This window comes from Burkholderia sp. PU8-34, from assembly GCF_053427725.1.
The window spans coordinates 153,467-180,316 of the sequence record NZ_JBSAXC010000001.1 but is presented as its reverse complement, the minus strand read 5'-3'; the positions used below and the strand labels follow the sequence as shown (position 1 = coordinate 180,316).

Annotated in this window: 22 protein-coding genes; 10 read left to right on the top strand and 12 right to left on the bottom strand. The window is 55.1% G+C overall.

Annotated elements, in window-relative coordinates; translation table 11 throughout:
- Positions 1-145: 145 nt before the first annotated feature.
- The 4 genes from ACV22Z_RS00760 to dcm form a co-directional block, all read right to left on the bottom strand.
- A complete protein-coding gene (locus ACV22Z_RS00760) occupies positions 146-733 on the bottom strand; it encodes a TIR domain-containing protein (RefSeq protein WP_448074417.1) in 588 nt (195 codons plus the stop codon).
- A 42-nt stretch (positions 734-775) separates the two neighbouring features.
- Positions 776-2,434: a CBASS cGAMP-activated phospholipase gene (locus tag ACV22Z_RS00755; protein WP_448074416.1), complete on the bottom strand. Its 1,659-nt coding sequence runs from the start codon at positions 2,432-2,434 to the stop codon at positions 776-778.
- A gap of 980 nt (positions 2,435-3,414) precedes the next feature.
- Positions 3,415-4,005 (bottom strand): hypothetical protein, encoded by a 591-nt coding sequence (locus ACV22Z_RS00750; RefSeq protein WP_448074415.1) that lies wholly within the window; start codon positions 4,003-4,005, stop codon positions 3,415-3,417.
- A gap of 1,004 nt (positions 4,006-5,009) precedes the next feature.
- Positions 5,010-6,350 (bottom strand): DNA (cytosine-5-)-methyltransferase, encoded by a 1,341-nt coding sequence (gene dcm, locus ACV22Z_RS00745; RefSeq protein ID WP_448074414.1) that lies wholly within the window; start codon positions 6,348-6,350, stop codon positions 5,010-5,012.
- 638 nt (positions 6,351-6,988) lie between these two features.
- Between dcm and ACV22Z_RS00740 the strand changes: the two genes are divergently transcribed.
- On the top strand, positions 6,989-7,753 hold the full coding sequence (locus ACV22Z_RS00740; RefSeq protein WP_448074413.1) for a hypothetical protein: 765 nt from the start codon (positions 6,989-6,991) through the stop codon (positions 7,751-7,753).
- Between the two features lie 130 nt (positions 7,754-7,883).
- Here ACV22Z_RS00740 and ACV22Z_RS00735 read toward each other — a convergent pair whose 3' ends face one another.
- Positions 7,884-8,495 carry a TIR domain-containing protein gene (locus ACV22Z_RS00735; RefSeq protein WP_448074412.1) on the bottom strand — a complete coding sequence of 204 codons (612 nt, stop codon included), beginning with the start codon at positions 8,493-8,495 and terminating at the stop codon, positions 7,884-7,886.
- A 212-nt stretch (positions 8,496-8,707) separates the two neighbouring features.
- Positions 8,708-9,889 carry a hypothetical protein gene (locus ACV22Z_RS00730; RefSeq protein WP_448074411.1) on the bottom strand — a complete coding sequence of 394 codons (1,182 nt, stop codon included), beginning with the start codon at positions 9,887-9,889 and terminating at the stop codon, positions 8,708-8,710.
- 642 nt (positions 9,890-10,531) lie between these two features.
- On the opposite strand from ACV22Z_RS00730, the gene ACV22Z_RS00725 reads away from it, so the two are divergent.
- The 3 genes from ACV22Z_RS00725 (at position 10,532) to ACV22Z_RS00715 (ending at position 13,670) form a co-directional block, all read left to right on the top strand.
- Positions 10,532-11,266, top strand: a complete 735-nt coding sequence (locus ACV22Z_RS00725) for a hypothetical protein (RefSeq protein WP_448074410.1) — start codon at positions 10,532-10,534, stop codon at positions 11,264-11,266.
- 524 nt (positions 11,267-11,790) lie between these two features.
- Entirely contained in the window at positions 11,791-13,221 is a 1,431-nt protein-coding gene (locus ACV22Z_RS00720; RefSeq protein ID WP_448074409.1) for an SIR2 family protein, read from the top strand.
- A 20-nt stretch (positions 13,222-13,241) separates the two neighbouring features.
- The gene (locus tag ACV22Z_RS00715; RefSeq protein WP_448074408.1) at positions 13,242-13,670 is read left to right on the top strand and encodes a TIR domain-containing protein; all 429 of its coding nucleotides are present in this window, start codon (positions 13,242-13,244) and stop codon (positions 13,668-13,670) included.
- Between the two features lie 440 nt (positions 13,671-14,110).
- On the opposite strand, the gene ACV22Z_RS00710 is transcribed toward ACV22Z_RS00715, so the two are convergent.
- Together ACV22Z_RS00710 and tnpB are read right to left on the bottom strand one after the other, a co-directional pair.
- A complete protein-coding gene (locus ACV22Z_RS00710) occupies positions 14,111-14,410 on the bottom strand; it encodes an H-NS histone family protein (protein WP_448074407.1) in 300 nt (99 codons plus the stop codon).
- A 93-nt stretch (positions 14,411-14,503) separates the two neighbouring features.
- Positions 14,504-14,731: an IS66 family insertion sequence element accessory protein TnpB gene (tnpB, locus tag ACV22Z_RS00705; protein ID WP_448074406.1), complete on the bottom strand. Its 228-nt coding sequence runs from the start codon at positions 14,729-14,731 to the stop codon at positions 14,504-14,506.
- A gap of 436 nt (positions 14,732-15,167) precedes the next feature.
- On the opposite strand from tnpB, the gene ACV22Z_RS00700 reads away from it, so the two are divergent.
- A complete protein-coding gene (locus ACV22Z_RS00700; RefSeq protein ID WP_448074405.1) occupies positions 15,168-15,467 on the top strand; it encodes a DUF2442 domain-containing protein in 300 nt (99 codons plus the stop codon).
- 373 nt (positions 15,468-15,840) lie between these two features.
- Here ACV22Z_RS00700 and ACV22Z_RS00695 read toward each other — a convergent pair whose 3' ends face one another.
- Positions 15,841-16,737: a GIY-YIG nuclease family protein gene (locus ACV22Z_RS00695; RefSeq protein WP_448074404.1), complete on the bottom strand. Its 897-nt coding sequence runs from the start codon at positions 16,735-16,737 to the stop codon at positions 15,841-15,843.
- A gap of 102 nt (positions 16,738-16,839) precedes the next feature.
- The gene (locus ACV22Z_RS00690; RefSeq protein ID WP_448074403.1) at positions 16,840-17,478 is read right to left on the bottom strand and encodes a hypothetical protein; all 639 of its coding nucleotides are present in this window, start codon (positions 17,476-17,478) and stop codon (positions 16,840-16,842) included.
- Positions 17,479-17,840: 362 nt separating this feature from the next.
- Between ACV22Z_RS00690 and ACV22Z_RS00685 the strand changes: the two genes are divergently transcribed.
- Positions 17,841-19,019: a DNA cytosine methyltransferase gene (locus ACV22Z_RS00685; protein ID WP_448074402.1), complete on the top strand. Its 1,179-nt coding sequence runs from the start codon at positions 17,841-17,843 to the stop codon at positions 19,017-19,019.
- A 573-nt stretch (positions 19,020-19,592) separates the two neighbouring features.
- Here ACV22Z_RS00685 and ACV22Z_RS00680 read toward each other — a convergent pair.
- Entirely contained in the window at positions 19,593-19,718 is a 126-nt protein-coding gene (locus tag ACV22Z_RS00680) for a helix-turn-helix domain-containing protein (protein ID WP_448074401.1), read from the bottom strand.
- 161 nt (positions 19,719-19,879) lie between these two features.
- Positions 19,880-20,449, bottom strand: a complete 570-nt coding sequence (locus tag ACV22Z_RS00675; RefSeq protein ID WP_448074400.1) for a hypothetical protein — start codon at positions 20,447-20,449, stop codon at positions 19,880-19,882.
- A 695-nt stretch (positions 20,450-21,144) separates the two neighbouring features.
- Between ACV22Z_RS00675 and ACV22Z_RS00670 the strand changes: the two genes are divergently transcribed.
- From ACV22Z_RS00670 to ACV22Z_RS00655, 4 genes are all read left to right on the top strand, one after another.
- The gene (locus ACV22Z_RS00670) at positions 21,145-22,848 is read left to right on the top strand and encodes a DUF1302 domain-containing protein (RefSeq protein WP_448074399.1); all 1,704 of its coding nucleotides are present in this window, start codon (positions 21,145-21,147) and stop codon (positions 22,846-22,848) included.
- Positions 22,849-23,068: 220 nt separating this feature from the next.
- Positions 23,069-23,920, top strand: a complete 852-nt coding sequence (locus ACV22Z_RS00665; RefSeq protein WP_448074398.1) for a pirin family protein — start codon at positions 23,069-23,071, stop codon at positions 23,918-23,920.
- Between the two features lie 98 nt (positions 23,921-24,018).
- On the top strand, positions 24,019-25,095 hold the full coding sequence (locus ACV22Z_RS00660; protein WP_448074397.1) for a mandelate racemase/muconate lactonizing enzyme family protein: 1,077 nt from the start codon (positions 24,019-24,021) through the stop codon (positions 25,093-25,095).
- Positions 25,096-25,196: 101 nt separating this feature from the next.
- On the top strand, positions 25,197-26,759 hold the full coding sequence (locus ACV22Z_RS00655; protein WP_448074396.1) for a fatty acid--CoA ligase: 1,563 nt from the start codon (positions 25,197-25,199) through the stop codon (positions 26,757-26,759).
- The last annotated feature ends 91 nt before the right edge of the window (positions 26,760-26,850 follow it).

Below are 26,850 nucleotides of genomic sequence, written 5' to 3'. Positions count from 1 at the left end.
ACTAAAGAAATAATTTTGTCTCGCACCTCGTCATCGACGCTCGCCCGCCTGCGGCGACCATTGCAATGTCGCAGTTTGGCGAAGGGGGGCGCAACAGTCAGCCTTGGAATAGGCGGTCAGTATAATCAAATGTTAGGTAATATAGTTAGCCAACCCATTTGGCGAAATTGTTGAAGCCGTCATTTTTTACCCAGTCATACACCGTATACCACCTGCCGAGGTTAAAGCCTTTACCTCGATACTCCTTCGGAACCGCTGTGTTGTTGCGGTAAGTTGCTGATCCATCGATTTTTTCATACTCGACCCATTTGTCGTTGTTTCTCTCCCATAGGGTCGTGGACAGCCCGGAGTCGGAAAATGTCACTCCAATGTACTCGAGTGGATTCGGCCCTTTTTCCTTTGTTTTTCCTTCTTTTGATTTAATTGAATTGATGTGAACGCCGAGTATGTGGTTTCCCCGCTTAAAGCTTTTCAATAGTTCGTATCGAACCCAAGGTCGAAGATATGTTCCGCTTCCGATTAAAACGCACGTGTTCGACGTTTGTTCAAGGCCGGCGTTAATAAGGCGCTTAAGAGCTGCATCTCCCTGCTTTCGCGCAGACTCCCAAATCGATGCATCATAGTAGCCACAAATCTCTCGATCGGGCTTGGTCATCCAATGATTTCGCACGACATTCGCGCGAAAATCAATGACGTCTTTGTAGTGAAAGCTGAAAAACACACGCTTGGCCATGACAACCTCTCCTTCACGATAAACAGCAAACTGAGAATTCCGCTATGCGCCGGAGACTTTCCAGTCCAACGCTCTAACGCCATTTAGAAATCGCGACTTAACCTGGTAGAGAATAGCAGGATCGACCGCCGTCCTATTCCCGAGGGAAATCAGACTATCCACCTCTTTGGCGTTATCAAGTTTATAGAGTCCTTTGGGTGTCATTGTGTTGATACGAAGGAATCTCGGTTCTCCCACTAATTCTTGGGCGTGACGGATCGCTGAGTCAACTTGAGCATTCATTAGCAGATCAATGAGAGTCTTGTTCCATGCAATTATCCCGGAATTGGTGAGTGTCTTTACGGTAAATGGCTCATCCGTGGTTCCAATGCTTAAAATATCTATACGGTCCAGGGGGACCTTCAAATAACATGCGGCTTCGACGATACCTGCCATCACCGGACAATTTGCCCAAACTCCTCCATCAAAAAATGAAGGGTTGGCGATTATGTTCTTAACCTTAGCGGCGGAAAAATATGTCGGGGCCGCTGCTGTTGCCAGTGCCACTTCAGCAGCACTCATCTCAGCGTCGAATTTGAGAAACTCGTGGTGAGGGGTGCGGAACGTATGGCACACACCGCTAATTGCGTCGTAGGCAGGTATGACAAGACGGCAGGCGGATTCCCCCAATGTTTTCGGTTTGCCTTCGCGAAAATATGCGGTGGTGAGCTCTTTGAGCAATATCTCTTGTGTATGTTTCGGCCTGAAAAAGTGCTGTATATCCCGGCGCAGCCGTCCAAGCAATCGAGTCACCGGGAAAATGACGGAACCCCGCTTTCGATAGAACTCCAGCATCTCGAAAGGGCTTAGACCCATACCTAAGCCAATTGCAAGGATGCCTCCGGTAGAGGTTCCAGCAATCAGATCGAAGTGTTGCCCGACCGACTCTCCAATCTCCTTTTCCAGCGTGGCTAGAACCGAGGCGGTGAACGCACCTTTAATTCCACCACCATCTAAGGCCAATATCCGGAACGATACCCCCTCAGACACACGACCATGGATCAATGGCAATCGCGCCAATTGAGTGCAAACTGCGTCCGACAGTCCTGCAACGTCTGCGTTTGTGGCCATCGCCTCGTTGGTGGCTCGATCCAGACCGTTTCGCAGCGCATCGATGACGTGTGGATTGTCCCGTACGAAATCTTGTGCTGCGCCCCCCAGGCCGCCCAGCAGGAAGCAGGGGAGTCCGCGCGCCATCGCAAGTTCGGCCTCCACCGGGACACCGGCCCGTCCGGCGACTTCGTGCCACCACTGACCGCCGACAGCCACGAAGGCGTCGCAGCGCTCCGACATCCAATTGCGGAGCTTCGCCAAACTGTCATCTCGGCCTCGATTGCCAGGCACCTCCGGCGTTTCGTAAACTAGGCAGTGTTCGCGCCATTGCTGAATTGGCACCACATTGCTGTCTTTTGACCAGTACCTCGAAACCGCTAATGTCAAGCGGTCTCGGCGCCCGTCGACTTTAGCAAACTTGTCCGCTTCGGCCAGCAAGGTCGGAGTGAAACTGGAATGGCTGCCATGGAGAATATGTCCACCGCCACGGAATATCGATTCTGCGAATTGAGCAACGAACTTTAAAATGGAGGCGCGCTGTGCCTCCGTCGCTTCCTTAGGCACGGAGCCAGAAAGCCATACGCGAACACCTTCGAGTGGTGCGGACATTTGTTATCTAATTGAAATATGTTGAAGGAGAGAGCCATCGAGTGCGTGTGCGTCGCAAGCTTGGGCCATGCGGTATTCCCCGGGTTTCATGCATGCAGACGACAGGCTTCCGACGCGGAAGTGTAGTTCTGGTCTTCACTGCCGATAGGCCATTCAATTATTACATTGCCCTTGCTCGACATTACTAATTCATTCGGTACGTCAGGCATCTTGTTGACTTTCTCACCGATCATATCTCAGAAAGATGCAATGCTCGAGGCGGCGCACCGCCCCCATTGACCTTACCCCACGTGGCAAGCCGTCAACACGCAAAGTGAAGGGCTGTGCGAGGACCCAGCCCTTCACTTTGCGTGTTGATGAAGTCGGTGCAAGTGGCCGAGATGCCCGGTAGGTCTTTGATTCCCCGGGGCGTCATCTTGTTCGAGGAATGCCCTGCTAGCGCCAGGCCAGAATCTCCGGCGCCACCGCCGAAGCTACCAACGGAGTTCTGATAACCAGGATTGCGAATTTTCCCACACCAAATCAATGACATACTTACTGATCAAGAATAGCGTACTAGAAAGTACGTGATCTTTAAATCTTTAGCCCAAACTCCGACCAGATTGATGTCGCCAGTCAGTACCGGCGCGCACTGCAGGACGGTCTCTCGATTACCGCTGTCTTGATTTGAGCGCCTATGCCGAGCTCTTACGAGTGCTTTCCCGAACAGCAGCATCTGCGCAACGGATTCAAAACGGTACGATTAGCGCCTGGCTGGCACCAAACACCAGGAGAGCCCCGCTCAGCTCCGTGGGCTGGCACGGGTCGCAGCCGCCCGACAAATCATGTCCTACTTTCGGTTTTTTGCGTCGAAAGATATAAGAAAGGCGCAGATTTTGGTCTGCGCCCTTCAATCAACCTTGGTCAGCCCAGCAGTCCATCAACACGTGAAATAAAAAGGGGGCTATTGGGCGCCAGTGTTTACGGAAAATCAGTTCAATTTATTTAAATTGGCGTCTGACTCGGTCAACAGGGCCTACGGTTAGGTTTCTTGCGACAATGATAGGGTGCTCATCCAATGTGGAGCCATATTCAGCGACGAACTCTTCGTGCGATGGATGCGCGTGAAACTGTGTAGTCATATCGCAAAGCCACATCTGTTCTATGAGGTCCTCGGTGAACCGAAAATGCTCGAGGGATATGCCATTGTCACAAACATAGATAATCAGAAGTCGCTCGTCTTCGGGAAGTGGGAGCGGCCAGACTGCGTGAAGCGGCAAGCTCACCTTCTTGCCACGCAGTAAGAAGCAGGCGATTCTCCCGTGCGGTGTCGTCTCTACACATACACTGAGTATTTCCGCCTCGAATGGAATGTCCGACAACAACCATCCTGGTAACGTGACCACGACGCACGCTTCGATGCCTGTTAGTTTATTGCCTGAGAATAGCTGGCGTGGCTCAACCGAGTGCGACGACGGTTCACCACAACCGTGACAGTCTTCACGGATGAGGGCAACTAGTTCCTGATTGAGGTCATCTTCGGTTAGCGTTTCGGTGATGACCTTCGGGTGGTCTCCGACAACAAAGTCCATTTTGCTTCCTGTTCCGTGAATGAGTAAGCGACAGCGAGAACAATGAATTGCATGGCCTCGCGTTGTATAGCAATCACGTTCGCCGGAATTTCGACTGGCCGCTAACGCTATGGGCTCGCCGTACCCTGGCTAGCACCTTCGATCGTCTGGCGCGGATGGCCTGAGTTCGAACGACATGCGCCATCTCCGCAGTGGCGTCACGACAGACCTCGCCTTGGGCTGCAGCCTCCACAACTTCGAGGTGAGCCAGGGCCGCCTCACCGCACGTTCGACCGTCGCGCACCGCATATTCGTAGTTTTGCGTGTCGCCGCGTCGCTTCAGTTCGGCACAAATCCACTCCGCAGCTGTATAGGAATCCATAGGGCGACGTTCGCTCGGAAGCTGGGCGAGCATCTCCGCATTGCGTTCGTCGTGTTGTCTCATGAAGAGATGGTCGGGAATATGGTCACAAGGAGAGGTGGGCTCGAGAGAATCATCGAATGTCCCCGGACACACATGCGAGTAGGCTCGCAGAGCCTCCACAACGAGGGTGACATCAATCTTCTGCCAGAAGCCTGGCACCGGCCGATGCGCGGCGGCGATGGCGAAGACAACATAGGAAGGGGATCGTGCTCACGGGCAAGGCCGCAGTCGTGCATGTACGCGGCGACATCAGTGATGAATTGAGTGCGGTAGGGCGGGTTTGTTTCTTGCATGTTATAAAAAACAATTAAATTTCGGCGCGGTGCCGAATCAAATGAATGCTATTTTGATTTTTTAGGGGCGCAAGGAATTTTTTTGGTATATAAATTCATATGCCTTATTTTTTATTCTCAAGAATTGTCTGTGTTGATGTCGATGAGCTGATTATTAATTAAATCAATGGGCTGCGGAATTGCAGGGTGGCTGTATGAATATATATATGTTTTGATTATTCATTCGACCGATTGCCGACTGAGTTATGGGCCTGCAGCTATCCCGTAACGGCATTCACGCTGTTACGGGGCTGGATGGCGGCGGTACGCTAGGCTCGAATTGCCTCAAGATGCCGTCTGTACAGGGATTCGCCAATTCTGCGCACCACACCGACAACTAATGCGTTACCCATCAGCATTGCTCTCGTGACGTCGGAAACCCCGGGATGGACGGTGAACCCGCGAGGAAATCCGTTGAGCTCCTCGAGTTCCTCTGGAACGAGGCGGCGCAGCCGGCCACTGGATTCGCGAATGACGTGTTTAGTGCGCGATGCAGTCACGCCTCCTTCGGATGTGATGATGGTGCGTGCGGGCCGCTCGAGCGGGTCAGGAAAGGCCATCGCACCCTCCGAGTAGACATAGTCGAATTCGCCTTGGCGACGTGCGACATTTTTGGCTCCCTTCGCAGTTCGCCATCGAACTTCATCCTCGGGACGCAGGTAGAAGGTCGTTGGAACTGGGCCAGTTTTATGCACGACGTCCCCTAAGGTCAGCGGTGCAGTATGGCCGGTGAACTCGATAAAATCGGTGATTGTGGCTGGTTCTGCAATGCAGGTGTGGACCTTGCCGTCGAGCATCAGTCCGCAGTTCGCGAACCGTGTTTTGCCGTTGGCTAGCGGCCGGTAGCTAAGCTGCTCGTCGAACGGGTCGTCGCGAATGGTCAGGATAGGTTCGACACCGTCGAGGGGATTGCGTGGGACGCTAGGGAAAGCAGCGTTGAGAACAGACTTGTCGAACCACGTGAGTGTAGTAGCTGCCGCAGCCAGACTCCACATACGTTGGTATACATCTGTCGACTTGTGATACGCCACAATGAATACACGCCGCCGGCGTTGGGCATGGCCATAGTCTGCGGCGTTGACGATGCGCCATTCGACGCCGTAACCGAGGGAGTACAGGGTTGAGAGGATGACGGCGAAATCGCGACCTCGGCAAGGCGCTGGACTCGAAATCAAGCGGTCCACATTCTCGAGCATCAGATATTTGACCGGATGACCGTCGTCGTTGCGCTGCTGAAGCAATCCGACAATGGACCACCAGAGGACACCTTTCTTTCCTGCGAGGCCGTTCGACAGCGAGTGCGGTTTCGCGACCGAGTAGTCCTGACACGGGAACCCGCCGACAACTACATCGGGAGCCGCGTCGCGAATCGCTTGTCGCCCGGCGTCGGATTCGAGGAGTTCGAAAATGTCCTGATTGGTGTGGGCGCCGGTGTCCCAGCGCGCCTGATAGATGGCGCTAGCATGTTGAGCTTTCTTCGATGGTTCAAATTGGTTGCTGAACGTAATGGAGAAGGGGGAGCCATGCACAGCCTCCAGGCCGAGTCTGAATCCGCCGACGCCCGCAAACAACTCCGCCACGTTGAGAGTGGCATCATTCTGGTGAAACATCTGCTGCTTTCCTGATTCCGGTTGTGGAATCAGGTCAAGCAACGGGTTTTATTCAGCCCGAAGGAGGTGCCGAGGAAGGTGCCTGAAGAGGGAAGGGGGACGCGAGGCGGCGAATCTATCTATGTGTCACACGCGGTTTGCGTATGACACAGTTAAATTGGCTGTTGAATTGAAGTCCTACGGCCAGAGCCATTATCGGTTGCAACGCCGTTCTCGTTTACGAACCTCATTATTGAGAGAGCAGCGATCGCGAAAGCGTTCGACTACGGCTTGAACCGCCGGGAAGTGCGAGGTCGATCTTGATGACGAGCATGCGCTCATCGACAGCAAGCGACCGGAAGGACAGGCCCGTTGAGAAATTCATAGGTGAATGAGTTCACCGGGGATGGTTCGCGCGGAAGAGACGAATGTAGGTGCGCCAACGCGCTATCTCGCCATGTCAGTCAGTCCGACTGGAAAATGTCAGAGATTAACGGCTGAAAGATAACTCCGCTTGCGTATGCCGACGCATCATCGACGCGCTATAGCTAAGCAAGTGTCATATGTATACGATATTATGGATTGTGAACTGGTGCCGGGGATCGACACTGGGAAATTCAAATAAATTGATGAACACACCTATTGTTTGAGGAGATTAAATGTATAGGGGATTTAACCTTGACCTCGATGGGGCTGATTTTTCGGAATATGTTCCTCATGGGAGGCAGATTCACGAGAAAAACAAAACCCGTGTCAAAAAACAACTGGACTCATTTAAGGATCGCAATGGCGATCTACTTGCATCAAAAATAATTGCGAACTGGTTTCCGCCCGTGGAGGCTGATGTCTTTCTGTCTCATTCTCACAGAGATGCCGAATTTGTAATTGGCCTGTCCGGGTGGCTTGAGAAGGCCTTTGGTCTGACATCATTTATCGATTCTTGTATATGGGGGTATTCCGAAAACCTCTTGAAGATGATTGATAATAAATATTGCTATCAACCATCGAGTAAGACCTACAGCTACGAAAAGAGAAATAGATCCACCAGTCATGTTTACATGATGCTGTCTACAGCTTTGACGAAAATGATGCACAACTGCGAGTGCATCATGTTCGTCAATACTCCCAGATCAATCTCTCCGAGGGAACACATCGAGGGCGAGGGGGAAACGGATTCGCCGTGGATTTACTCTGAGATTGCGATGACCAGCCTCATTGAGAAGAGGCCGCCAGAGGAGCACCGCGAGCGCTCGATGGTCAAGTCATCTATTGCCATGGATTCTCTCAATGAATCGCTACTCGTAAGATATGATGTCGATTTGACGCATCTTGCGCAATTGACGACTAATGATATACGTGCCTGGTATAACAAAAATCAGAAGACCGGCCCAAAATCTCTCGATACACTCTATGGATTAAAATAAGTCGATTTTGTGAAAGGTGGCGGTATTGTCAAAGCGATGCAAAAATTTTATGCCTAGGTACAATATTGCTTTGACGTTTTACGGGCAGGCCGCAATCGCGGCCTGTTTGGATTAATCGGCTAGAATTGTGTCATCGCAGCTTCGAGATATCGAAATTTGAGATATTTTTTGATTTGCTGTATGCATTCTCGATGTATTTGCTCGGATCAAGTAGAAATTGATCTTCGTCGATGAGCGAGATGTAGGAGCCACCTAGTTGGCTAAATGTCTTGCAGTGGTTGCAGGAATATTTTTCATCTCCTGTGAAATTGTATCGATTGTTGTTGATAATCTTGTAAAGCTTTGTGTCCTTATATCGCCTTACCGTGCATCCGTCTTCGTTCTCATGTTTTTCAATGAGCCAATCGTAGGTCCCGTTGTGTTTCATAATGACGCCAACGATTCCATTTGTATGTGATGTTTCGCCATCTCGTGTTATTTCTTTTAGAGAATATTCAATTTCCCAGTCGATCCATTTGCTGTGGATAAGATTGGGCGACACGATCACGATGGTGACTGATGTGTCAAACATCATGTCCTTGAGATTGTTCTTTATGTTTTCAGCGCTTGTGTCGGTGAGGTCGGGCGATTCGGCGGTTTCGCCTTGGTAGTACGTTGCGTCGGCACCCAGGGCGTCAATAATTCCGTCCCTCAGACCCTGTGCCTCACTGTATTTATATGAGATAAAAGTTTTTCTTGCCATTTTGGTCTCCTTTGGGAGTGTGTGGTGATTGTTGTTAAGGAATCGAATGCCGTCGAGCAGAAGCTATAATTTGTTCAATTTCTTCATTATGTCATCCTCGTGACGAACGGCACTGTGGCAAGCGAAGTGCGATGTCGGAAGCCTTCAATTCACGGGGCGCACCATCCTCCGTCTGTAGCACGCATGCCCCCCGCCTTGGACGCCATGTCGGTTCAATGTGACCGCGCTAGTTCTGCTCGTCGCTTGAAAGCAGCTTCAGCAAAGCCCAGTGAGAGCTCCTGAATTTGAGTGAGGAAGGCCAGCACATTCTCGACGACTTCGCCGTATTTTTGTTTCTGTAATGTCGACATTCCTTCGGAAGCTGAATGGATGATCACACTTAGTCTGTCGAGCAAAGGCGGATGTGTTGCTGATCGAGAATTTAACACCTTTCCAGACTCGTATATTTCTGAAGCACGCCGAGCGATATCCAGTACGGTGAGCAAAATGACTGCGCCGACTCCATCTTGGCCGTACGGGTTTGGCATTCGCCGCCGAGCGCAGACGTCCCGCGAAAGCAGAAGACCTATGGAATCCGCCTCATGTTCTTGCTTAAAATTCGTTTCAGTACTTTGTCCGCCAACTTGGGCGGTGCCGTTAAGCGAGTGTGACGCTAGATGGTGGCCGTACTCATGCGCAATAGCGAAGGTCTCCATTGCATCAAGTAGGGAAATATAGGTGGGTAGTTGCTGTGGCAATAGAGGATACGATGGTGGTACGCTCGGGGATTCCTTGTTTTCAGCGTATGCGAAGAAAAGAGAAATCCAATCTCGTTGTAGTTGATTATCGGCGAAAAGGTTATTTAAAACTACGACTTTATCTAGGCTGACCACGTATCCGCCGTTCACTTCGGAGACAGGAAGCGAGCGAGCCATCAGCTTCGCCACTAGATGGCAAAATAGATGAAAGTAGGGCGTTGTCATTATGATGCTCGCGTCCGTCATCATCACGCGTTGCTGCATCGCTTCAGCCCCGCCCATGTACAGCATGCCAACAGAAACCCCGCCTTTCATATCGAAGCCGAGCCGTTCTGCTGATCTCTCGACGTTGGCGGCTGTATGCTTGATAATTGCGTGAAGTTCTGGCAAATCCAGCGCTGTCTCAATCTTCGTCTTCTCAATATTCCTTAGAACTCTTGCGACGATCTGGTCTGCGCGATATCCCGGCAACATTTTTCCGACCAGCTTCTCCAATGGGCGTATTTGCTTTCTTATAATTTGTTTTACCAGCATTCCATTAGACAGTGCGGCAATTTGAAGCGACTGCAGGGCTTTCTGTTGCTCCTCTCTGAAGTTTGTGGCTGACTTCCGCTGGGCGTGCGCACTTAGCTTTCTTTTTGCTATAAATTTTCTCATTTCGTCAAAGTCTCTTTAATGAATTTTTGTCTCGCCGTGCATGTCTTGAATAATTCGCGGCTTAGGCATCGACAATCAGTATTATTTTCCTGGGCGATTGCTGGAAATCGAATTCGTGGGCAACTGATGGACTGAAGGCCCCTAGCTGAGATTTGCGCAGCTAATCTTCGAGTCGCGATGTGTCACTCTGCAGGTAATCTTATTGCTTGTGCTTAGCACAATTTATTAGGACCCTGTCACACATTCGAACCGCCTAGCGTGTTGTTCGAGAGTGTTGGGTATCGCATGCAGTGAGAGTCACGCAGCGCGTCAAAACGATACTACGCGCTATTCTTCATGTCTATACTGAAAAGGCGCAGTATTGATGCGCCTCTGGCAGATCTGCTGGCCTTATCACTGGCTAGATCGCCGAGTTCAGAGGTCCGCATGTGGCAGTAGATCAACAGCGAGGGGGCATTGGTTCACGAAGCAGCTTGAGTTGGCCGATGATAGGTCTAAAATTGACCGTTACCACTCTCGCAATGCTATCCAACATTTTGCGATGGCAGGACGTGGCGGGAGTTGGTACGTGGGGAGCGAGCGCCAGCCTAAGCATTCCAGGGCGCCATCCCACTCGAAGCAGCAGTTGGCGAACCTGAGCGTATGCAGGCGGAATATTTCAATTTGCTTCCGGCTCAATTGAAAGACATGATCCGGGAGATCGAGCACGAGATAGGGTTTCCGATTGATGTTGCAGTGGACCCAGCGCGCGCACGCGACTTGGAGGACGGTCCAGTTCCAATGGCTTGTGAGGTAGGCCCGCGTGTAGCCCGACTTCTCATATCCGCCGCTGATCAATTCCCGCCTGGCGCAGTCTTTCATGAGCTCCAGCACATCCTCCGTTTCCTCGTCGAGGGTGTCCCGTGTTTGGTCGATTGTCAGGACTATGAGCTTTGGAACCCAGAGATGGGGACCGCACTCACCCGTCATGACAACGCCTTGGAGCACCTTGTCATCGTGCCGAGGGAGTTAGAAGTGTTCGCAGAGCGAAGAGCCCACTGGGAGGCGGTGATAGCGCGAGTCTGGGCGGGTATTGGCGCCGGCGAGGGCAGTGACGTTGCAAGGAGGCAGTTGGGTATGGCCTGCTGGGTCTTCCTTCAGTTGGTCATGCCAGAAAGTCCTAGCGTGGACAGCGCACGCAGGATATTACAGAGAAGCGGAGCAATGGAGAGTGCCGAGCGGTTTTGCCAGGCACTGCGGCCAGCCCTTGTCGACAAGTCTGCCGCCATCAGGGTTTGGTTTGAGCATCAAGGGATTCCTTTGGAAATGGCTTCGCTGAAGTATTTCGTGCCGCGTGAAGGTCGCTCGTGGGAAGTTCCGTTGGCCGAGAGGGCTTGAGCTGCCGGACGCTTGAAGGAAGACAACTCTATCCATACAGATTGATTTCAAATGCCGAACGGTGAGTGCGGGGACGCTGTTGACGTCACCATAGATAGCTCGCACTCTGGCGCCCTGAGTTGTTCCTGGAGGCAAAGCTCGCACGCCATGCCTAATGCGTTCGCCGCATGAATGTTGCGCCAGTCATCGGTAATGCGGCGCCCACGGTCGAGGAGGTATAGCCACTTCTGCGAATCGTGTGCGGCGGGAAGTGATTTGAAACGGTCGATTATTATCTCGATTCTTGCGATGTTCCATTCTGGGTCAAATTCTGTTCGCCAGTTCAAGATCACCTTCGAGACGAATTTGACCTACATCAAGTCTGCGGTGGGCGCAAAGATCGTCGTCGCGGACGTTCTTCGAATTTGAGCACTTCGAGTGTCTGCGAAGCTGGTACAGTTTGCACGAGGGACCAACATTACGTCTTACGCCGGGCTGCAAGTTCGATTGCGTAGGGACGACTATCAAATTGAGGCGGGGATAGCGTGAACAAGGAACAACTGCGACTTGTAGACGTGCTTTCGAAGGAGCTTGAAGAAGGGAATCTTGGTATCTTTGCCGGGGCTGGTTTTTCGCGTAAGGCTGGCTTTGTCGATTGGAAGACGCTGCTCAAGCCGATTGCCGACGACCTTGACCTTGATGTCGAGAAAGAGTGGGATCTCGTTACATTGGCCCAATACCATACGAACGTTAATCATGCCAATCGCGCGAAGCTCAATCAACTGCTGGTGACGGAGTTCTCTACCAATGTCGCACCGACTGAGAACCACCGGATCTTGGCGCGACTTCCGATTGGAACATATTGGACGACCAATTACGACAACCTCATCGAGTCAGCACTCGAGGAAAACGGTAAAATTGCTGACGTCAAGTACACGGTCAAGCAGCTTGCCACAACGCGATCCAATCGCGACGCAGTTGTGTACAAAATGCACGGCGATGCAAACCATGCTGCCGAGGCTGTGCTGATCCGCGATGACTACGAGCGGTATCACATCAAGATGCAGCCGTTCATCACAGCGTTGAGCGGCGACCTCGTATCCAAAACATTCTTGTTCGTAGGATTCAGCTTCACCGACCCGAACCTTGAGTACATTCTGAGCCGTGTTCGTATCCACTACGGACACGACCAGCGGCAGCACCACTGCATCTTGCGTCGGCCCGTGCAATACGAGAACGAGAGTCAGGCTGATTTCGAGTATCGTCAACGCAAAGAGGAACTCTTCGCCGGTGAGCTGTTGCGTGTCGGCATCAAGGCCACCTACGTCGATAAATTCGACGAAATCACCGAAATCTTGCAGGCCATCGAAGACAAGCACAAGAGACGCACGATTTTTATATCCGGCGCTGCGCACGACTATTCGCCATGGGGGCAGGCAGATGCTGAGCGGTTTGTCTACGAGCTGAGTCGCGAGATCAACAAAGAGAAGTTTCGTGTCATCTCGGGCTTCGGACTCGGAGTGGGTAGCGCTGTCATCAGCGGTGTCCTCGAGCAAACTATCATGGACGGAGGGCGCCTGGATAGTGAACAGCTGGTTCTCAGGCCGTTCCCGCAGAGCCAGTCCGGCGCGCGAGCGCTGCCAGAATTGTGGCGTGAGTACCGCAACACGATGCTTAGCCATGCCGGAATCGCGATTTTCGTGTTCGGAAACAAGTTGGCCGAGGGAAAGATTGTTGAGTCGAACGGGATGCGAGAGGAATTCGAGATCGCCCGTAGGAAGGGCATTTTCGTCATTCCCATTGGGATTACTGGATACATCTCACGCAAACTTTGGGAGGAAGTCTTGCATGACTTCAGCGTGGATAGTCATCCACGAGGCAAGGAAATCTTGTCGCTCCTCCAAGCTCTTGGCGACGAGAAGACAGACCTCAAAGACGCCAAGGAAGTTACGTTGAAACTTCTGAAAATGATCTGAGGGTTGATATGGTAAGGAAAGTGTTCTTCAGCTTCAAATACGACGACGTGCAGCGGGCGATGAACGTTCGTAACAGCAATGTCATCACGGGGACTGCCAAATCTGGCTTCATCGACAAGGCCGAATTTGAGAAGGTGGAGCGCGAAGGTGAGAAGGCCATCAAGGCGTGGATCGACGCTCAGCTGGAAGGCACGTCGGCCACGGTGGTTCTCGTCGGAGCGAATACCGATAAGAGCAAGTGGGTCAAGTACGAGATCGAGCAGAGCATCGCCAGAGGCAATGGCATCCTCACGATCGACATCAGCAAGATCGCTGATCTCGAGGGCGAGACTACCAGCTGCTGCAGCTTGCGGGTCAAAGGGTATAAACACTACCTGTGGAATAACGACAAGGGCCGCGAGAATCTAGGTACATGGGTGGAGGAAGCGGCTAAAGCCGCAGGCAAGTAACGCCAGAGCACGTTGCTTGGATTGCGCTCAATTGTTTCCGGTTTCTCAAGGACGATGGCGTGATCCAAGCAATCCATGAAGCCGTGCAGGTGGAGGACGCGAGAGCTAGGCGTCAGAACCTTCTGCAGTCGAACCTTTTCGGTTGTCGGCGCGTCGCGCCGGGGAAACGAAGTCCAGCATGTTATCGACCTAGAACAGGGCGTATGACACCCCTCGATCACGAAATCGTTGAGGGGGGCATCTGACCGGCCGAAGCCGCCTGCAAGCTCAGGTGAGCGCAGCGACTCGCTGCGCTCGATTTTGCTGCCTTATCGGCTATCCAGGAGAGCCAAGTCAAGGGCACACGTTCAGATTCCCTCTACTTGGTGTCAACGATAAACGTCGCAATAAGTGATTGGCTTTGCTGCTGATGAAAGAGCGGTAACGCTAGTCGGAGTGGCTCACTCTTGAATCAGGAATCTGTTCCGATTCTTGGCATCTTTGATCCATGCTGGAGCGCGGCCTCGGCCCGACCAGGTCGCGCCGGTCTTAGGGTCACGGTACTTCGCTTCCACCGGCGCCTTTGCTTGCTTCGCCGACCGGCCGCGACGCGTGCCGAAAATGTCTCTCTCGGTAATGCCGTACTCTGCGACTTTGGCGCGGATGTCGTCGACGATGGCTTGGAACTCGGCTATGCGCGCAGCCTCAGTTTTCTCAGCTAAAGCGTCCATTTGGGCTTTCAGTTCCATGTAAGTCGCCATGTTTGCCTCCTCTGGTTGTGTTGGGCATATGATAGCCGTTCTGGATGACGGCGAGATCGATGCCGTCGAGCAACTGGTGCAGTTACTCGACGCTCATCGACACTGTCTACCATCATTTGGCCAGATGAATCGGTCGACTTCAAGTTGCTTGAGGAGCAGTCGGAAGCTATTACCATCCCAGTCGATTATCTTGACGCGATCGCGGCACCGCTTGCCGAACGCGAACAAGGCCGATACCACCGGGTTCAGGCGCATCGATTGCTTGACTAGGCTCGACAGTCCATTGATGGCCACCAAATTAGGTGGACACCTTTCTCTCATCCCAACAGCCGTTGGCAGAGTGTCGCCTATAGAGCGCTTACGAACTACGCGTGGATGTGCTGCATACCTGTTTAGCTACCCGGTGAGCTCAGCTTACATTCGGAACAAGGGTGTGTGCAACGGTGACGAGAGATATACAGCACCGGGATGAACCGTCTGAAACGGGGGAGCAACGGCGCAAGCGCGTCATGCTGGAACCAGAGGTCGCGGTTGAAGCCGATTTGCCGTACATATGTGGCGCGGCGCACCGGAAAGAATGATTCCGGGTACACCGGTTTCAGTATCTCGGGGTCGTCGATTTTCGAATCCGCAATGTTCAGAGCAAGGCACCACGGTCCTTGTACGTTTCCGGCCAGGCGAGTCGGAAGGTCGTGCCGGCGAATGATGTAGCCGACGGATGGACGTGCGTCCTGCCTCATAGAATCGATTGCCGGCGATGAATTGCTCTCGAGGTATACAAGGGATTGATTGCCGGCCGCACGTGCGCGAACTGCCTGGTGAAGCAATGCTAAGACCCGGTCGGTCCATGCCGAGAGGTTTTCCACGTTGCCTGAATGCGCAGCCGTTACTGCAATCTCCGCGAGCGTGGTTTCCTCGCCTTCTGTCTGCAACGCAAGCGCAGCGTGCTGCCGTGCGCATTTCAGCTTCGGGCAATGAACTGCACTGGGAGGAGCTCGATGAAGACATGAGCGTAGCGGGGCTGCTGCTCTGCGTCGGCGATTTGTCGAAGCACTAGGCCGCCGCAGGTACTCGAGCGGTATGGGCCGCCATATACCTTCGTGCCAATGCGAGCACCTACGCCGTAGATCGCTTGCATTTCAACCGCTTAGCTGCGCTGCTCGCCGGTTATCCACAACCTTGCCAACAAAAAGTGGGGATAACTGGTGGCACCTGAACCTTCGTTTTCCGGAGGCACTCGAGCCCGGCCTTACACGGAATGCGGTCGGTCAGTCGGGATTGCCAGCTCGGCCACCCGGAATTTCTGGCTTGTAAGCGCTTGAACGACCTTCAAGTCCGACTCAAAACTCGCTGACGCCAACGAAGAAATCAACGGCGTCGAGCGAAGCACTGTCGTGTCGCCGCATCACTTCGGTAGCGCACCGATATTGCTAAGCAGCCGCTCGAAGAGTTTGGGAGGCTTGGTCGATTTCATCCTTGCGCTTTAGTTCATGTAAGGTGATGCCGCGCTGGTCCTTCCAGTCAAGCCAGCCGTTGCACGCAGTCCCGCAGACAACCGCGGAGGCACCGCTCGGCGACGTGAACAATACGTCTTGGTCAAATACCAAGACGCCATCTTGAATGGAGATTTTCTTCTGCTGTAACAACTCCTCCCGCAGCCTCGCGAACGAGTGACTTTGGAATCCCTTTCCGATTTCAGCTTTGCCAATCGAGCCGCGCAGCACCACGAATCCCTCGTCCGTATAGTAGCCTGATGCGGCAGTGTTTGAGCGCTTGCAGAACAGTAGGGACTGCGCCTTCTCGACCGACTCGCGGTTGCCGAGCCGTTCAAACAACGGTACGCCTAACGAAGCAACGAGCGTGCGGCCTGTATCGAAAATCTCGAGACAGTCGGCGGCCAGCGGGGCAGGTGCGTGTGGTCTTGTGCCTCCGTTACAGTTGTCTGTGCGATACCGGCCGGCATTCCTCGCTTCCTGAATAAGGAGATTCTCAAGGAACAGCGCGTGCGTTTGCGTAAGGCTTTCCGTTCGCGTCGACAGCACGAGCGCGCGCTGCCAGAAGTCCTTTTCGTTATTGTGTGCTGCGAGCCGCTTCCGTAGGTCACCGCTTTGTCCGATGTAGGCGAGATTGCCTGAGCCGTCATCAGCCTCTCCGACGAGAACATAAAGAGACAGGCGTTCGCTTTCGCGCATTTCGAGGAACTCGGAGATGCGGCTTCTCGGGACGTCGATGGCTTGCACGATACGAGTGGTAATTTCGGCGACGCGAATGCCGCGTGGATCGCCGCTCGGGAGAAAAATCTGAATCGTCTGCGGTCTGAAGGTCATTGTTCTAACAGTGCTCGTCTGGTTCGTCTTGGGCCCGCTCGCGCGGACTGGGGCGTTGGAAGGTTGTCGCGCGCTAGCGAAGAGCCGGCGACAGCGAAGTCGTTAATCGTCCTCAGCCTCAACTGCGTCGAAGGGCCGGTCAATGATGAATGCATGGCTGGTCACGATGGCTTCCCGCATCAACTCAGTCATGAATGGGCGACCTTTCTTTGCGGCAAGCTGCGCCTCGACCAGTTCGAGCGCTGAACCCGGCCCCATCGCTTTGTCCGCAATCAGGTCTTTAGCCCGCTCGACTTCGCCGCGAGCCACCAACTGAAGGACCAGGTACTTGAAGGGATTTTTACGTTTGGCGGGAGGCGCGGCGAGCAAAATCTCTGCGTTCAGCTCGTCCCGAAAGCGGAAATCGAGAATACGGTCAATCCGGTCGACTAGGATTTCGTAGGCGTTTTCTTCAACGAACGAAAGAGAGTTTTTGAATCCTGGTGCATAGCTCTCAAGCGCACGCAAAACGGTCGCACGATCCAATGCGCGCCAGAAGACAAGTTGTGGCTTGTACGACGCCTCGAGCGCGAGCTGCACCAGACGAGGATTGATGAAGAAGGCGGGAATTTCGCAAACCTTCAAATATGAGATTACGTCGCTGATTACAGACTGTTGAATTTTAAGCGCATGGGTATGGTTTCTGTGTTCCATATTGGCGAATATTTTAAATGGCTGGTCGGTTTTGTCGGCGTGCGACATGGCTTGATTGCGAAGATATTATGGTTATTGGCTTTGTGCAACGTATAAATCAAATTCGTATAAATGGTTATATCTTTATCGAAAATATCCATCTATTTATATTTCGAGTGTCCGCAGCAGAAGCGGAGGGCAGTGCCGGTCTGCGATTACGCCGGGCCGGACGTGAGATGTTTCCGATAGTCAATTGATTGACAGGGGCCGCTCGGCGGTCTCATGAAAGAAGCCGTCTGACTCGGCGCGCCGCATCGAGCTGAGCAGTCGAGGCATTCGTGGCCACGCGTTCTGGTTCGTCGCGCCAACGTGGCCAGATGACGGGATAAATACAGCTTCTACACGAGCTTTCGACAAGGAAGGCTCGTGTAATGTGTGTTGCCGATTCTCAAGTTTTTTTCGATTTACAAAAGGCGTCCTCTGAGGACGGAAAATCGACACTGGCGAATGTCAGTATCCCTACCTGCGGAGAATTGTTTGCTGGCTGCGGAGGAATGGCATTTGGACTTATGCAAGCTGGATTCAGACATGAGTGGATGATTGAGTTCAACCCCACCGCTTGCCAGACCCTTCGAAACTGCTTTCATGGTTCCTGGTACGAGCAGCCGCTGACAATAATGGAAAGAGACGTGCGGGCCGTCGATTGGAGTCGGATTAATGCGGTTGATATCGTCGCCGGTGGCCCGCCGTGTCAACCTTTCTCGAGGGGCGGACGAGCACATGGCGAGAGCGACCCTCGCAATATGTGGCCTGAAGCACTTCGGGCTGTCCGAGAGCTTCGTCCACGTGGGTTCTTGTTCGAGAACGTTAAGGGGCTGCTCAGACCGGCGTTTGCGGAATATCTCACAAGAATAGTCGCCGGCCTGAAGCGTGGCGGCGAGACCGGACCGGATGGTCCAGATGTGTACGAGGTGGCTGTAATTCCAGTCAACGCGGCAGACTACGGCGCCGCACAGAAGCGGGAGCGAGTGCTCATTGCTGGTGTTCGCACAGACTGCGGCGTGCTGACTCCTTTTCCAGGTCGAACCCACAGTGTCGAACGCCTGGTTTGGGAAAAATGGGTCTCCGGACAATACTGGGAGAGGCACGGTGTGCGGCGCCCGGATTGCGGCCCAACATCGCGTGTTGAGCTGGCCGTTCTTCGCGAACTGGAGCGGACGGGCCTTGAGCCGAAAGAGCTTCCCTGGCTGACCTGTCGTGATGCCTTCGTTGGGCTAGGGGACCCGTGGGTCAAAGATTTCTTTCAACACGAATTTCGTGCCGGCGCGAGGATTTATCCTGGTCATGAAGGAAGTCCCATTGATGAGCCGGCAAAAGCGCTGAAAGCCGGAAGCCACGGTGTACCGGGTGGGGAGAATATGTTAGTCGACTGTACCGGTGCGCCTCGGTACTTTACGGTGCGTGAGGCCGCTCGGTTGCAAGGCCTGCCGGACACGTTCATGCCGGATGGTTCATGGAGTCAAGCGATGCGGCAACTCGGCAATGCGGTGCCTACACAACTGGCAGAGGTTGCTGGCCGGTGGATTCGGGAATGTGCCACCAGTCAGTAGGCGTTTTCGTGGCTTCCATTACAACGCCAGTGTGATATCCGTTCGCGCGCCGGCTTTCCGGCGTCGACCATCTGGGCGGTGCCTGTATCGGCCAAAGGATCGTAAGGTGCTGATGGGACACAAGAGGCTGACGACTGTGCGGCGCTAAGCCGAGGCGCGGGGATGACTGGATCCCGCCCAGCGGTTGCGGGATAACGCTGCGATCGCTGGCGTTTTTGGTCGCTCGCCGTCCGCGCTTGCCACACACCTGCGTGTCGGCAGAGCAGTTTCGTGAACGGATCCGAAGGTGGGCGGCAGCCGACGCGCAGGGCACCGCATCGTCGGTGTCGCGTTAATCGAGCTTGATGCGACGCTGCTTGAGCTGCAGCCGTAGCCAACCGGCAAGGGTTGGGTAACGCTCGAGCAGCTGCGAAAGGGCGCCTAAAACACCCCAAAGGTCAGATCTACGTCCAACTTTTGGGGTGCAGTTCATACGGCACCATTGCCGCCGCGCTCGCCTTGCACGGTGACGGGACGCACGCGGACGTACTCCGTTACGCGGACATGTGCGATGAGCGCGCGAAACCCAAAGATTCACCCGTCGCGATGCGGTTCGAGTGCCCGTTCGAGCAAACGATAGAGCTGTCGGCGATTGACACCGGTCGCATCCTCGATGTCCTTGACGGGCTCGCCGCGTGCGTAACGCTCGATGGCCTGCATCCGAGCCCTGAAGTTCTTGCGCGCGGCCGCATCGAGCTCCGTCCACGCGACGGTTGGCCATTCGTCACATCGAACGCTTGCGGTTTAGGTTTGCGGCGATTTATGGTCGGGCCTCGGCAGCAGTAAAGCGCGTGAGCCATGACAGCGGTTCAGTGCGCAACTCAGGGGCGCTGACGCGACCGGCGTGCAACAGCGCGAATACGGCCGCGCGCGACGACAGGATCTTCCGTGGAGAATTCACGCTCGATTGCGAGCAATGATTGAGCCGTTGCCACGAAGCGTTCGACCGCATTGAGGAGCGAGGTCGACACAAGGTCGCGTGTGGCGATCAGGCAGGGCAGCATCCGCTGCCAGTTGTCGATCCAGATCCGCGAGGCAGCCAGTTCTGCGGGCTCGAGCAGGCGCAGTGTCACGGCGCTAGCATCAAGATCCGCATGAGGCTTGCCGTTATCCACGGCGACCGGATCGGGCAGGAGGAGTAGTTCGTGACGGTCGGCGTAGCAGACCTGGAAATCGGCGAGAAACCGGTGACCACCGATCTGGACATAGCCAGGGCGTTCGCAGAATGCATGCACGGTCGGATCGGACTCGAGCACGATCCATTCATCGACAGCGCCGCGTCGATCGAATGTGAGCCGCCGCTTCAGCTTCAAGCTGAAGACTTCGAAGCGGTGCGTGCCGCGCGTTCGCGCGAGCGCGATCGGCTGCGTCACGTGCGCAGAATCGTCCATAAGATCAAGCTCTTAGGAGCGGGATTCGAAGTCCAGGACGCGTATTGACAACTTTAATGCGGACTTATGCGAATTGAGGACTTTATTTCGTTTGAAGTGCAAAGAAAGTTGTCAATTCAGAGCACAGAATCCCGTCACTACAAGGATTCCGAATTGACAACTTTGTTTTCTTCTACGCCTGGTTCCGAGTCAAGCGTGCCGGAGAACCCGCTCTAGGATCGGTCCAGGGTTCCTAAAGCAGATCAGACCGAATCTCAGCGGAGGCATATCTCCTGAGCAGTGAGGCTGGTCGACGAGACGGCCACCGGTTGTTCGTCATGGAGGCGAATTCGTCTCTTCCGACGATGACAGGACGACGCGAAGTTTCGATTATTTGATGACTACATTGAAGCACCAGTTGGAGCGGCTATGCGTTGAAGATTGCAGGCGATGCTCGGTGGCCAGCGACATGTGCAATCGGACTGCCGGGCAGCGACGACGGCAGGCCTGATTTTTGCCCATCTTGAAAGAATAAACGAGCGAGCAGACGAGTCGGGTTGCATGCACGTACTACGGTTAGAGCGGCATTCCATCGAGAAATTATTCCGAGATTTAGATCCGTTGCTTTCATGAATGACCGACCTTCGTGCGGGTCGAGGCTATTGCGAGACCGTGCGACGAATTTTCATATTACGAAATGACGTGAGGAGATCAAAGTGAGACAGAAATGCAGAAAGTGTGCGACACGAATTCATACCAGTATCGGCGCGATGGCATGCGGTGGGGCGATGCTCGTCGGCCCTATGACCGCGCACGCCTTTCAGTTTTCTTTGGGGGACGATATCGCGGGGCGATGGGATAATACGATTCAATACGTTGGCGGAATGCGCGTGAATGCCATTGATTCTGGAATCGGAAATAATCCCGTATTCAATGCATCCGAATACAAATTCGATCACGCCGGAAGTATCGTGACCAATCGAATATCTGACCTCACCGAATTGACCGTCTCATACCGTCAGAATTACGGCTTTCGCGTCAGCGCATCGCTATTCAAGGATTTTGCGTACAACGATACCGTGAAATCCAATCCCGGTTTCGCGGCACCCGGGGTGCCATACTCGGCACTCGGCTCGTATGCGGGTAACCGATACACGTCATATACGCGCAGTTACTACGAGAACGGAACGCAATTGCTCGACGCATTTGCGTACGGAAGCTTCGAGTTGGGTGGACACTCGACATCGATCAAGATCGGTCGTCTGGCGACGGTCTGGGGCACCGCGTTTTTCTTCGGCGACCAGAGCATCAGCTACGCGCAGAACCCGGTGGACGGCATCAAGGGATCTGCCGCACCGGGATCCACGCTGAAGGAATTGGCTCTGCCGCGTGGCCAGATCTACATGCAGACCGATGTTACGCCGCAATTGTCGTTGGCCGGGCAGTACTTCTTCGAGTTCGAGCACAACCTGTTGCCAGAGGGTGGAACCTACCTTGGGCTTTCGGATTTTCTGTTCTACGGGCCGACCCAGTTGCTGGGCGCGATCCCGCACGGCACCGACTTCAAGCCGAAGAACGTTCACAACAACTTCGGCGTTCGGGCAACGTGGAGTCCCGATTTCATGGCGGGCGGCAATCTCAGTTTTTACTATCGCCGACTCGACGAAGCTCAACCGTGGGTGCTCTTTGGTCGGGATCCGGTCACGGGGGCGACCAATTACCACTTGTCCTACAACCAGAACGCACAGCTATTCGGCGTCAGTGCGGAAGCTGGCCTCGGCGACCTGAGCACGGGCTTCGAACTTTCGTATCGGCATAACACGGCGCTCAATTCGGCCGCCGGCCCCCTGTCTGCTGATCCGTCCGGCACAGCCGGCGCCCGTGGAGACACAATCAACCTGGTCGCCAATGCGCTTGTGCCGCTGAAGAAGACGCCGCTATACGAATCGGCGATGCTGATCGCCGAACTTGCGTTTACGCAGAGAGTGGGCTCGATCAAGAATGCAGATATCTACAACGGCACCGGCAACCGACTCGCGTGCCCGACGGGCAGCAAGTGGGATAGCTGTGCGACGAACAATTCGATCGTCGCCGCGATGCAATTCGATCCGAAATGGTTGCAGGTCTTCCCGGGCGTTGATCTCGACATGCCGACGTTCGTCATGTACGGGATCTACGGCAACACGCCGTCGTTATCCACGACCATCGCGAATCAGGGCTCGCTCATCTATACGGTTGGGCTCCACGCACTAATCTACAACAAGTACAACGTCACGCTGCAATACAACGGTTACCACAGTCACACCAGCGGCACGACGCGTTTCATGCCCGGCGGTCCGTCCTATTACGCCGGTGGGAACGGTCCGTTCATGTGGAACGACAAGCCGTGGGTGTCGCTGACGCTGCAAACGACCTTCTGACGTCTCGAACACGTTTGGCCTTGCTTCGACGCGCGTGCGGCGGTTCAGGTATTCCAGAGCCCGCCGCACGCGCGTCTACGCCGCTCAGAAGCACGCAACGCGGCACGATCATAGCGTCAATTAATGGATGAATGTAATCCGGCCGCGCGCTCTAGTCGCCGACATCGGTGCTCAATATGATGGATTTGTCACCTGAACTTCCGTGTCGAAGGAGCAAACGATGTCCTATTCCACGCCGATAGCGAAAGCAGCCGCCACGCGTCACGTCGTATTTCGCACATACGGCCATCAACACGGGCCGGTCACGCGCCTGATGAGTCCTTCGGACTTGGGCGAGATGCTGCGTCCATTCGTCTTCCTCGATCTGGTTGATGTCGAAGGCGTATCGGCGCAGGGTTTCGGTCTGCATCCACATTCGGGCATCGCGACCATCACGTGGATGCTGGAGGGCAGCGTCGGCTACGAAGACACGATGGGCCGTACTGGACAGATCTCAAAGGGTGGCCTCGAATGGATGCATGCCGGGGGTGGTGCGTGGCACGGTGGCGATTTTGGCGATGGTGGCCCAGTCCGTGCATTTCAGTTGTGGATCGCGCTCCCTCCCGAAGCGGAGCTTGGCAAAGCTGAAAGTATCTATCTCGAAGGGGACGACATCGAGCACGACGGTCCAGCAACGGTACTGCTGGGGCGCTACGGTGTGGCAAAGAGCGCGATCAATGTGCCGTCTCCGATCACCTATCTGTCGGTCTCGCTGAAGGCCGGCGAACGCTGGCGATTCCAACCTGCGAAGGGGCAGACTATCGGCTGGACAGCAATCAGCCGAGGCGCTCTCATCGCGCCGGATGCTCTGAAGGCCGGTGAGCTGGTGATCTTCGAAGAGTCGGACGACGCCATCGAATTCGAGGCTGAGGCCGACACGGAGTTCGTCGTCGGCTCGGCGGTGAAGCATCCGCACGACCTGATTCTCGGGTACTACTCCGTGCACACGAGCGTGGAAGCATTGCGGGAGGGCGAGTCGCGCATCCAGCAGATTGGCGTGCAGCTTCGCAAGGAAGGAAGACTGCGCCGCTGACCGTTTCGTTCGCCCTATGCGCCGCAGCGAGTGGCCGGCGCCTCGATTGATCCGCATGCAGATGGTCGCACACGTGCCATCGGTACGAGAGAATAGCCGTGAAGATTACACAAGTCGACGTCATTTCTACGGTCGTTCCGCAGAATTTTGGCCGTTATCAAGGTCGCCTGCCGGTGGTCGTCGCGCGGATTCGTACCGACGCTGGCGTCGACGGCATCGGCCATACCTTCAGCCTGAACCCGGAGTTTCAGCGATCGCTGTCAGCAATGGTACGCGATCTGGGCGACTTGATTGTCGGTGAGGATCCGCGGCAAATTGAGCACTTACTCGCGCGGATGATCTATCCGGCCAACTTTGTCGGCCCGGGCGGACTGCTGAATATCGCTGCAGCGGCGATCGACATCGCGTTGTGGGACTTGTGGGGCAAGGAAACGGGGCAGCCACTATGGCGCTTGCTCGGTGGACACGCGAATCACGTCAGGACCTACCAGAGCAACGCGGCAATGGGAAATCGGCCCGACGTCCTGCAGCGCCAGGCGGCGGATCTCGTCGCACAGGGCCATCGTGCAGTCAAGATACGGCCGCACACTGAGCGTGACGCGCACGTGAAGGATGTGGTGGCGCGTGTGCGGGCCGTGCGCGAAGCGATCGGCTACGACGTCGATCTGCTGTACGACGTCAACCAGACCTGGACGCCGTCTCGTGCAATCCGGGTGGGGCGCGCGCTGGAGGAGTTCGAGCTCTTCTGGCTGGAAGATCCGACCGCGATGCACGACATTGAGGGCCAGGCCGCCGTGGCTCAGGCGCTGGACATGCCGATTTGCGCCGGAGAATACCACTACGACCCGGTGTCCTTGCTGCGGCTGCTAAAGGCCCGCGCAGTGGATTACCTGATGGTCGACATGTGCCGGATGGGCGGCATCACCCAGTTTCGGAAAGCAGCGGCGCTCGCCGAGTCGTTCGGCGTTCCGGTCGCGAGTCATCTGATTCCCGAGATCTTCGCTCACTGCATCGCCGCCGTTCCGAACGGCCTCATCGCCGAATGGATGGAATGGACGTCAATTCTCTTCGACGGATTGCCGCTTCTCGTGGACGGCTCGCTGCATCTCAGCGACCGCCCCGGCCACGGGCTCACGTTACTCGAGGACGTCGTGCAGAAGTATCAGGTGAACTAGCCCGCCTGGCCGGGTCCGCGTGAGGCGAAGACCGGACGGGATTCCGTAATTCTCTGGAGGAACATGTGAACGCAACTGCGAGTCCGACCAACATTGAACTGATGACGACGCTTGCCGAGATTGCGCGGCTGCACGCACTTCTTCGGCCGGATGCGGTCGCGCTCTCGTTCGACGGCCGCGATACAACGTACGGGCAATTTCACTCCCGTTCAAATCAGATCGCCCATGCGCTGATTGCCGAAGGGGTGACGCCCGGCCAACGCATCGCATATCTGGGCAAGAACTGCGATCGCTACTTCGAGGTGTTTTTCGGCGCGGCGAAGGCTGGCGCCGTGACGACGCCAATCGGATGGCGTCTGGCTCCCGCCGAGGCGGCGGCTATCCTCGAAGACTGCGAAGCGAACGTGGTGTTCGTCGGCCCGGACGTTGCGGTCCAGGCGAATGCGGTTCTCGATCGGATCGCCGGTCGCCCGAAGGTTATCGCGATCGATGATGTTCCGGTGAAAGATGCGACATCGTTCGATGCATGGCGTGCCGACGCGATCCCGGACAGTCCCGGCGTCGCGATCAATCCGTCGGACGTAGTCCTGCAGCTCTACACGTCGGGCACGACCGGCCGGCCTAAAGGCGTAATGCTGACACACGAGAACATTCTGTCGAAGCAGCGGCATGCGTCCAGCGCTGAGATGGGCTGGTATCAGTGGACGGCCGACGACGTGAGTTTGGTGGCGATGCCGGTCGCGCATGCGGCCGGCAGCCTGTGGGGCATGCTGGGACTGTTGTTTGGCGCGAGAGGGGTCGTCGTCCCGGAGTTCGACCCGTTGAAGGTGCTGGACTTCGTCGAACGTGATCGCATCTCGAAGATGTTCATGGTGCCGTCGGCGCTTCAGATCATCGTGCATCAACCGCGTGCCCGCGATGTCGACTACGGAAGGCTGAAGTGCATCGTTTATGGCGCGTCGCCGATGCCGGTCGATCTGCTTCGCGAGTGCATGGACGTGTTCGGCTGTGGCTTTTGCCAGCAGTACGGTATGACGGAGACGAGCGGCGTGATCGTCTACCTGCCGCCGGACGATCACTATCCAGGTAGCAAACGGCTGCGCGCGGCCGGCATTCCGATGCCGGGCGTCGAAATCCGGATCGTCGACGACGCGGGCGCAAACCTGCCGCCGAATGCGGTCGGCGAAGTGCTGATTCGCTCGAGCAGCAACATGGCGGGTTACTGGCGCATGCCCGAAGCAACGAAGGCCACGGTGGATCCGGATGGCTGGCTCCGAACCGGCGACGCTGGCTACCTCGACGAGGATGGCTACCTGTACATCCACGATCGTGTAAAAGACATGATCATCTCAGGCGCAGAAAACATCTATCCGGCCGAGGTCGAGAATGCCATCTACGGCCATTCCGACGTCGAGGAAGTCGCGGTGATCGGCGTGCCCGACCCGAAATGGGGCGAGGCGGTCAAGGCCGTCGTCGTGCTCAAGCCGGGCGCACGCGCGGACGTGTCGGACCTTCTGTCGTTCGCACGCGAGCGAATTGCCGCGTTCAAGGTTCCGAAGAGCATCGACTTTGTCGAGTCTCTGCCGCGCAACGCGTCCGGCAAGGTGGTTCGTCGCACGTTGCGAGAGCCGTACTGGGCCGGATTCGAGCGACAGGTCAATTGACGTTCGTCGAAGAGGGAACGCGCAGAAATGCAATGGGCAAAGGAGCGGGTGGGATCGACTCACCCTTCACAGACGTAATTGACGGAGGAGG

Excerpts from the sequence above, each read along its gene's own strand:
- ACV22Z_RS00760 (WP_448074417.1), bottom strand. The coding sequence starts at position 733 with ATGGCCAAGCGTGTGTTTTTCAGCTTTCACTACAAAGACGTCATTGAT.
- ACV22Z_RS00755 (WP_448074416.1), bottom strand. The coding sequence starts at position 2,434 with ATGTCCGCACCACTCGAAGGTGTTCGCGTATGGCTTTCTGGCTCCGTG.
- ACV22Z_RS00750 (WP_448074415.1), bottom strand. The coding sequence starts at position 4,005 with ATGGACTTTGTTGTCGGAGACCACCCGAAGGTCATCACCGAAACGCTA.
- dcm (WP_448074414.1), bottom strand. The coding sequence starts at position 6,350 with ATGTTTCACCAGAATGATGCCACTCTCAACGTGGCGGAGTTGTTTGCG.
- ACV22Z_RS00740 (WP_448074413.1), top strand. The coding sequence starts at position 6,989 with ATGTATAGGGGATTTAACCTTGACCTCGATGGGGCTGATTTTTCGGAA.
- ACV22Z_RS00735 (WP_448074412.1), bottom strand. The coding sequence starts at position 8,495 with ATGGCAAGAAAAACTTTTATCTCATATAAATACAGTGAGGCACAGGGT.
- ACV22Z_RS00730 (WP_448074411.1), bottom strand. The coding sequence starts at position 9,889 with ATGAGAAAATTTATAGCAAAAAGAAAGCTAAGTGCGCACGCCCAGCGG.
- ACV22Z_RS00725 (WP_448074410.1), top strand. The coding sequence starts at position 10,532 with ATGCAGGCGGAATATTTCAATTTGCTTCCGGCTCAATTGAAAGACATG.
- ACV22Z_RS00710 (WP_448074407.1), bottom strand. The coding sequence starts at position 14,410 with ATGGCGACTTACATGGAACTGAAAGCCCAAATGGACGCTTTAGCTGAG.
- tnpB (WP_448074406.1), bottom strand. The coding sequence starts at position 14,731 with ATGAGAGAAAGGTGTCCACCTAATTTGGTGGCCATCAATGGACTGTCG.
- ACV22Z_RS00700 (WP_448074405.1), top strand. The coding sequence starts at position 15,168 with ATGAATTGCTCTCGAGGTATACAAGGGATTGATTGCCGGCCGCACGTG.
- ACV22Z_RS00695 (WP_448074404.1), bottom strand. The coding sequence starts at position 16,737 with ATGACCTTCAGACCGCAGACGATTCAGATTTTTCTCCCGAGCGGCGAT.
- ACV22Z_RS00690 (WP_448074403.1), bottom strand. The coding sequence starts at position 17,478 with ATGTCGCACGCCGACAAAACCGACCAGCCATTTAAAATATTCGCCAAT.
- ACV22Z_RS00685 (WP_448074402.1), top strand. The coding sequence starts at position 17,841 with ATGTGTGTTGCCGATTCTCAAGTTTTTTTCGATTTACAAAAGGCGTCC.
- ACV22Z_RS00680 (WP_448074401.1), bottom strand. The coding sequence starts at position 19,718 with ATGCAGGCCATCGAGCGTTACGCACGCGGCGAGCCCGTCAAGGACATC.
- ACV22Z_RS00675 (WP_448074400.1), bottom strand. The coding sequence starts at position 20,449 with ATGGACGATTCTGCGCACGTGACGCAGCCGATCGCGCTCGCGCGAACG.
- ACV22Z_RS00665 (WP_448074398.1), top strand. The coding sequence starts at position 23,069 with ATGTCCTATTCCACGCCGATAGCGAAAGCAGCCGCCACGCGTCACGTC.
- ACV22Z_RS00655 (WP_448074396.1), top strand. The coding sequence starts at position 25,197 with ATGACGACGCTTGCCGAGATTGCGCGGCTGCACGCACTTCTTCGGCCG.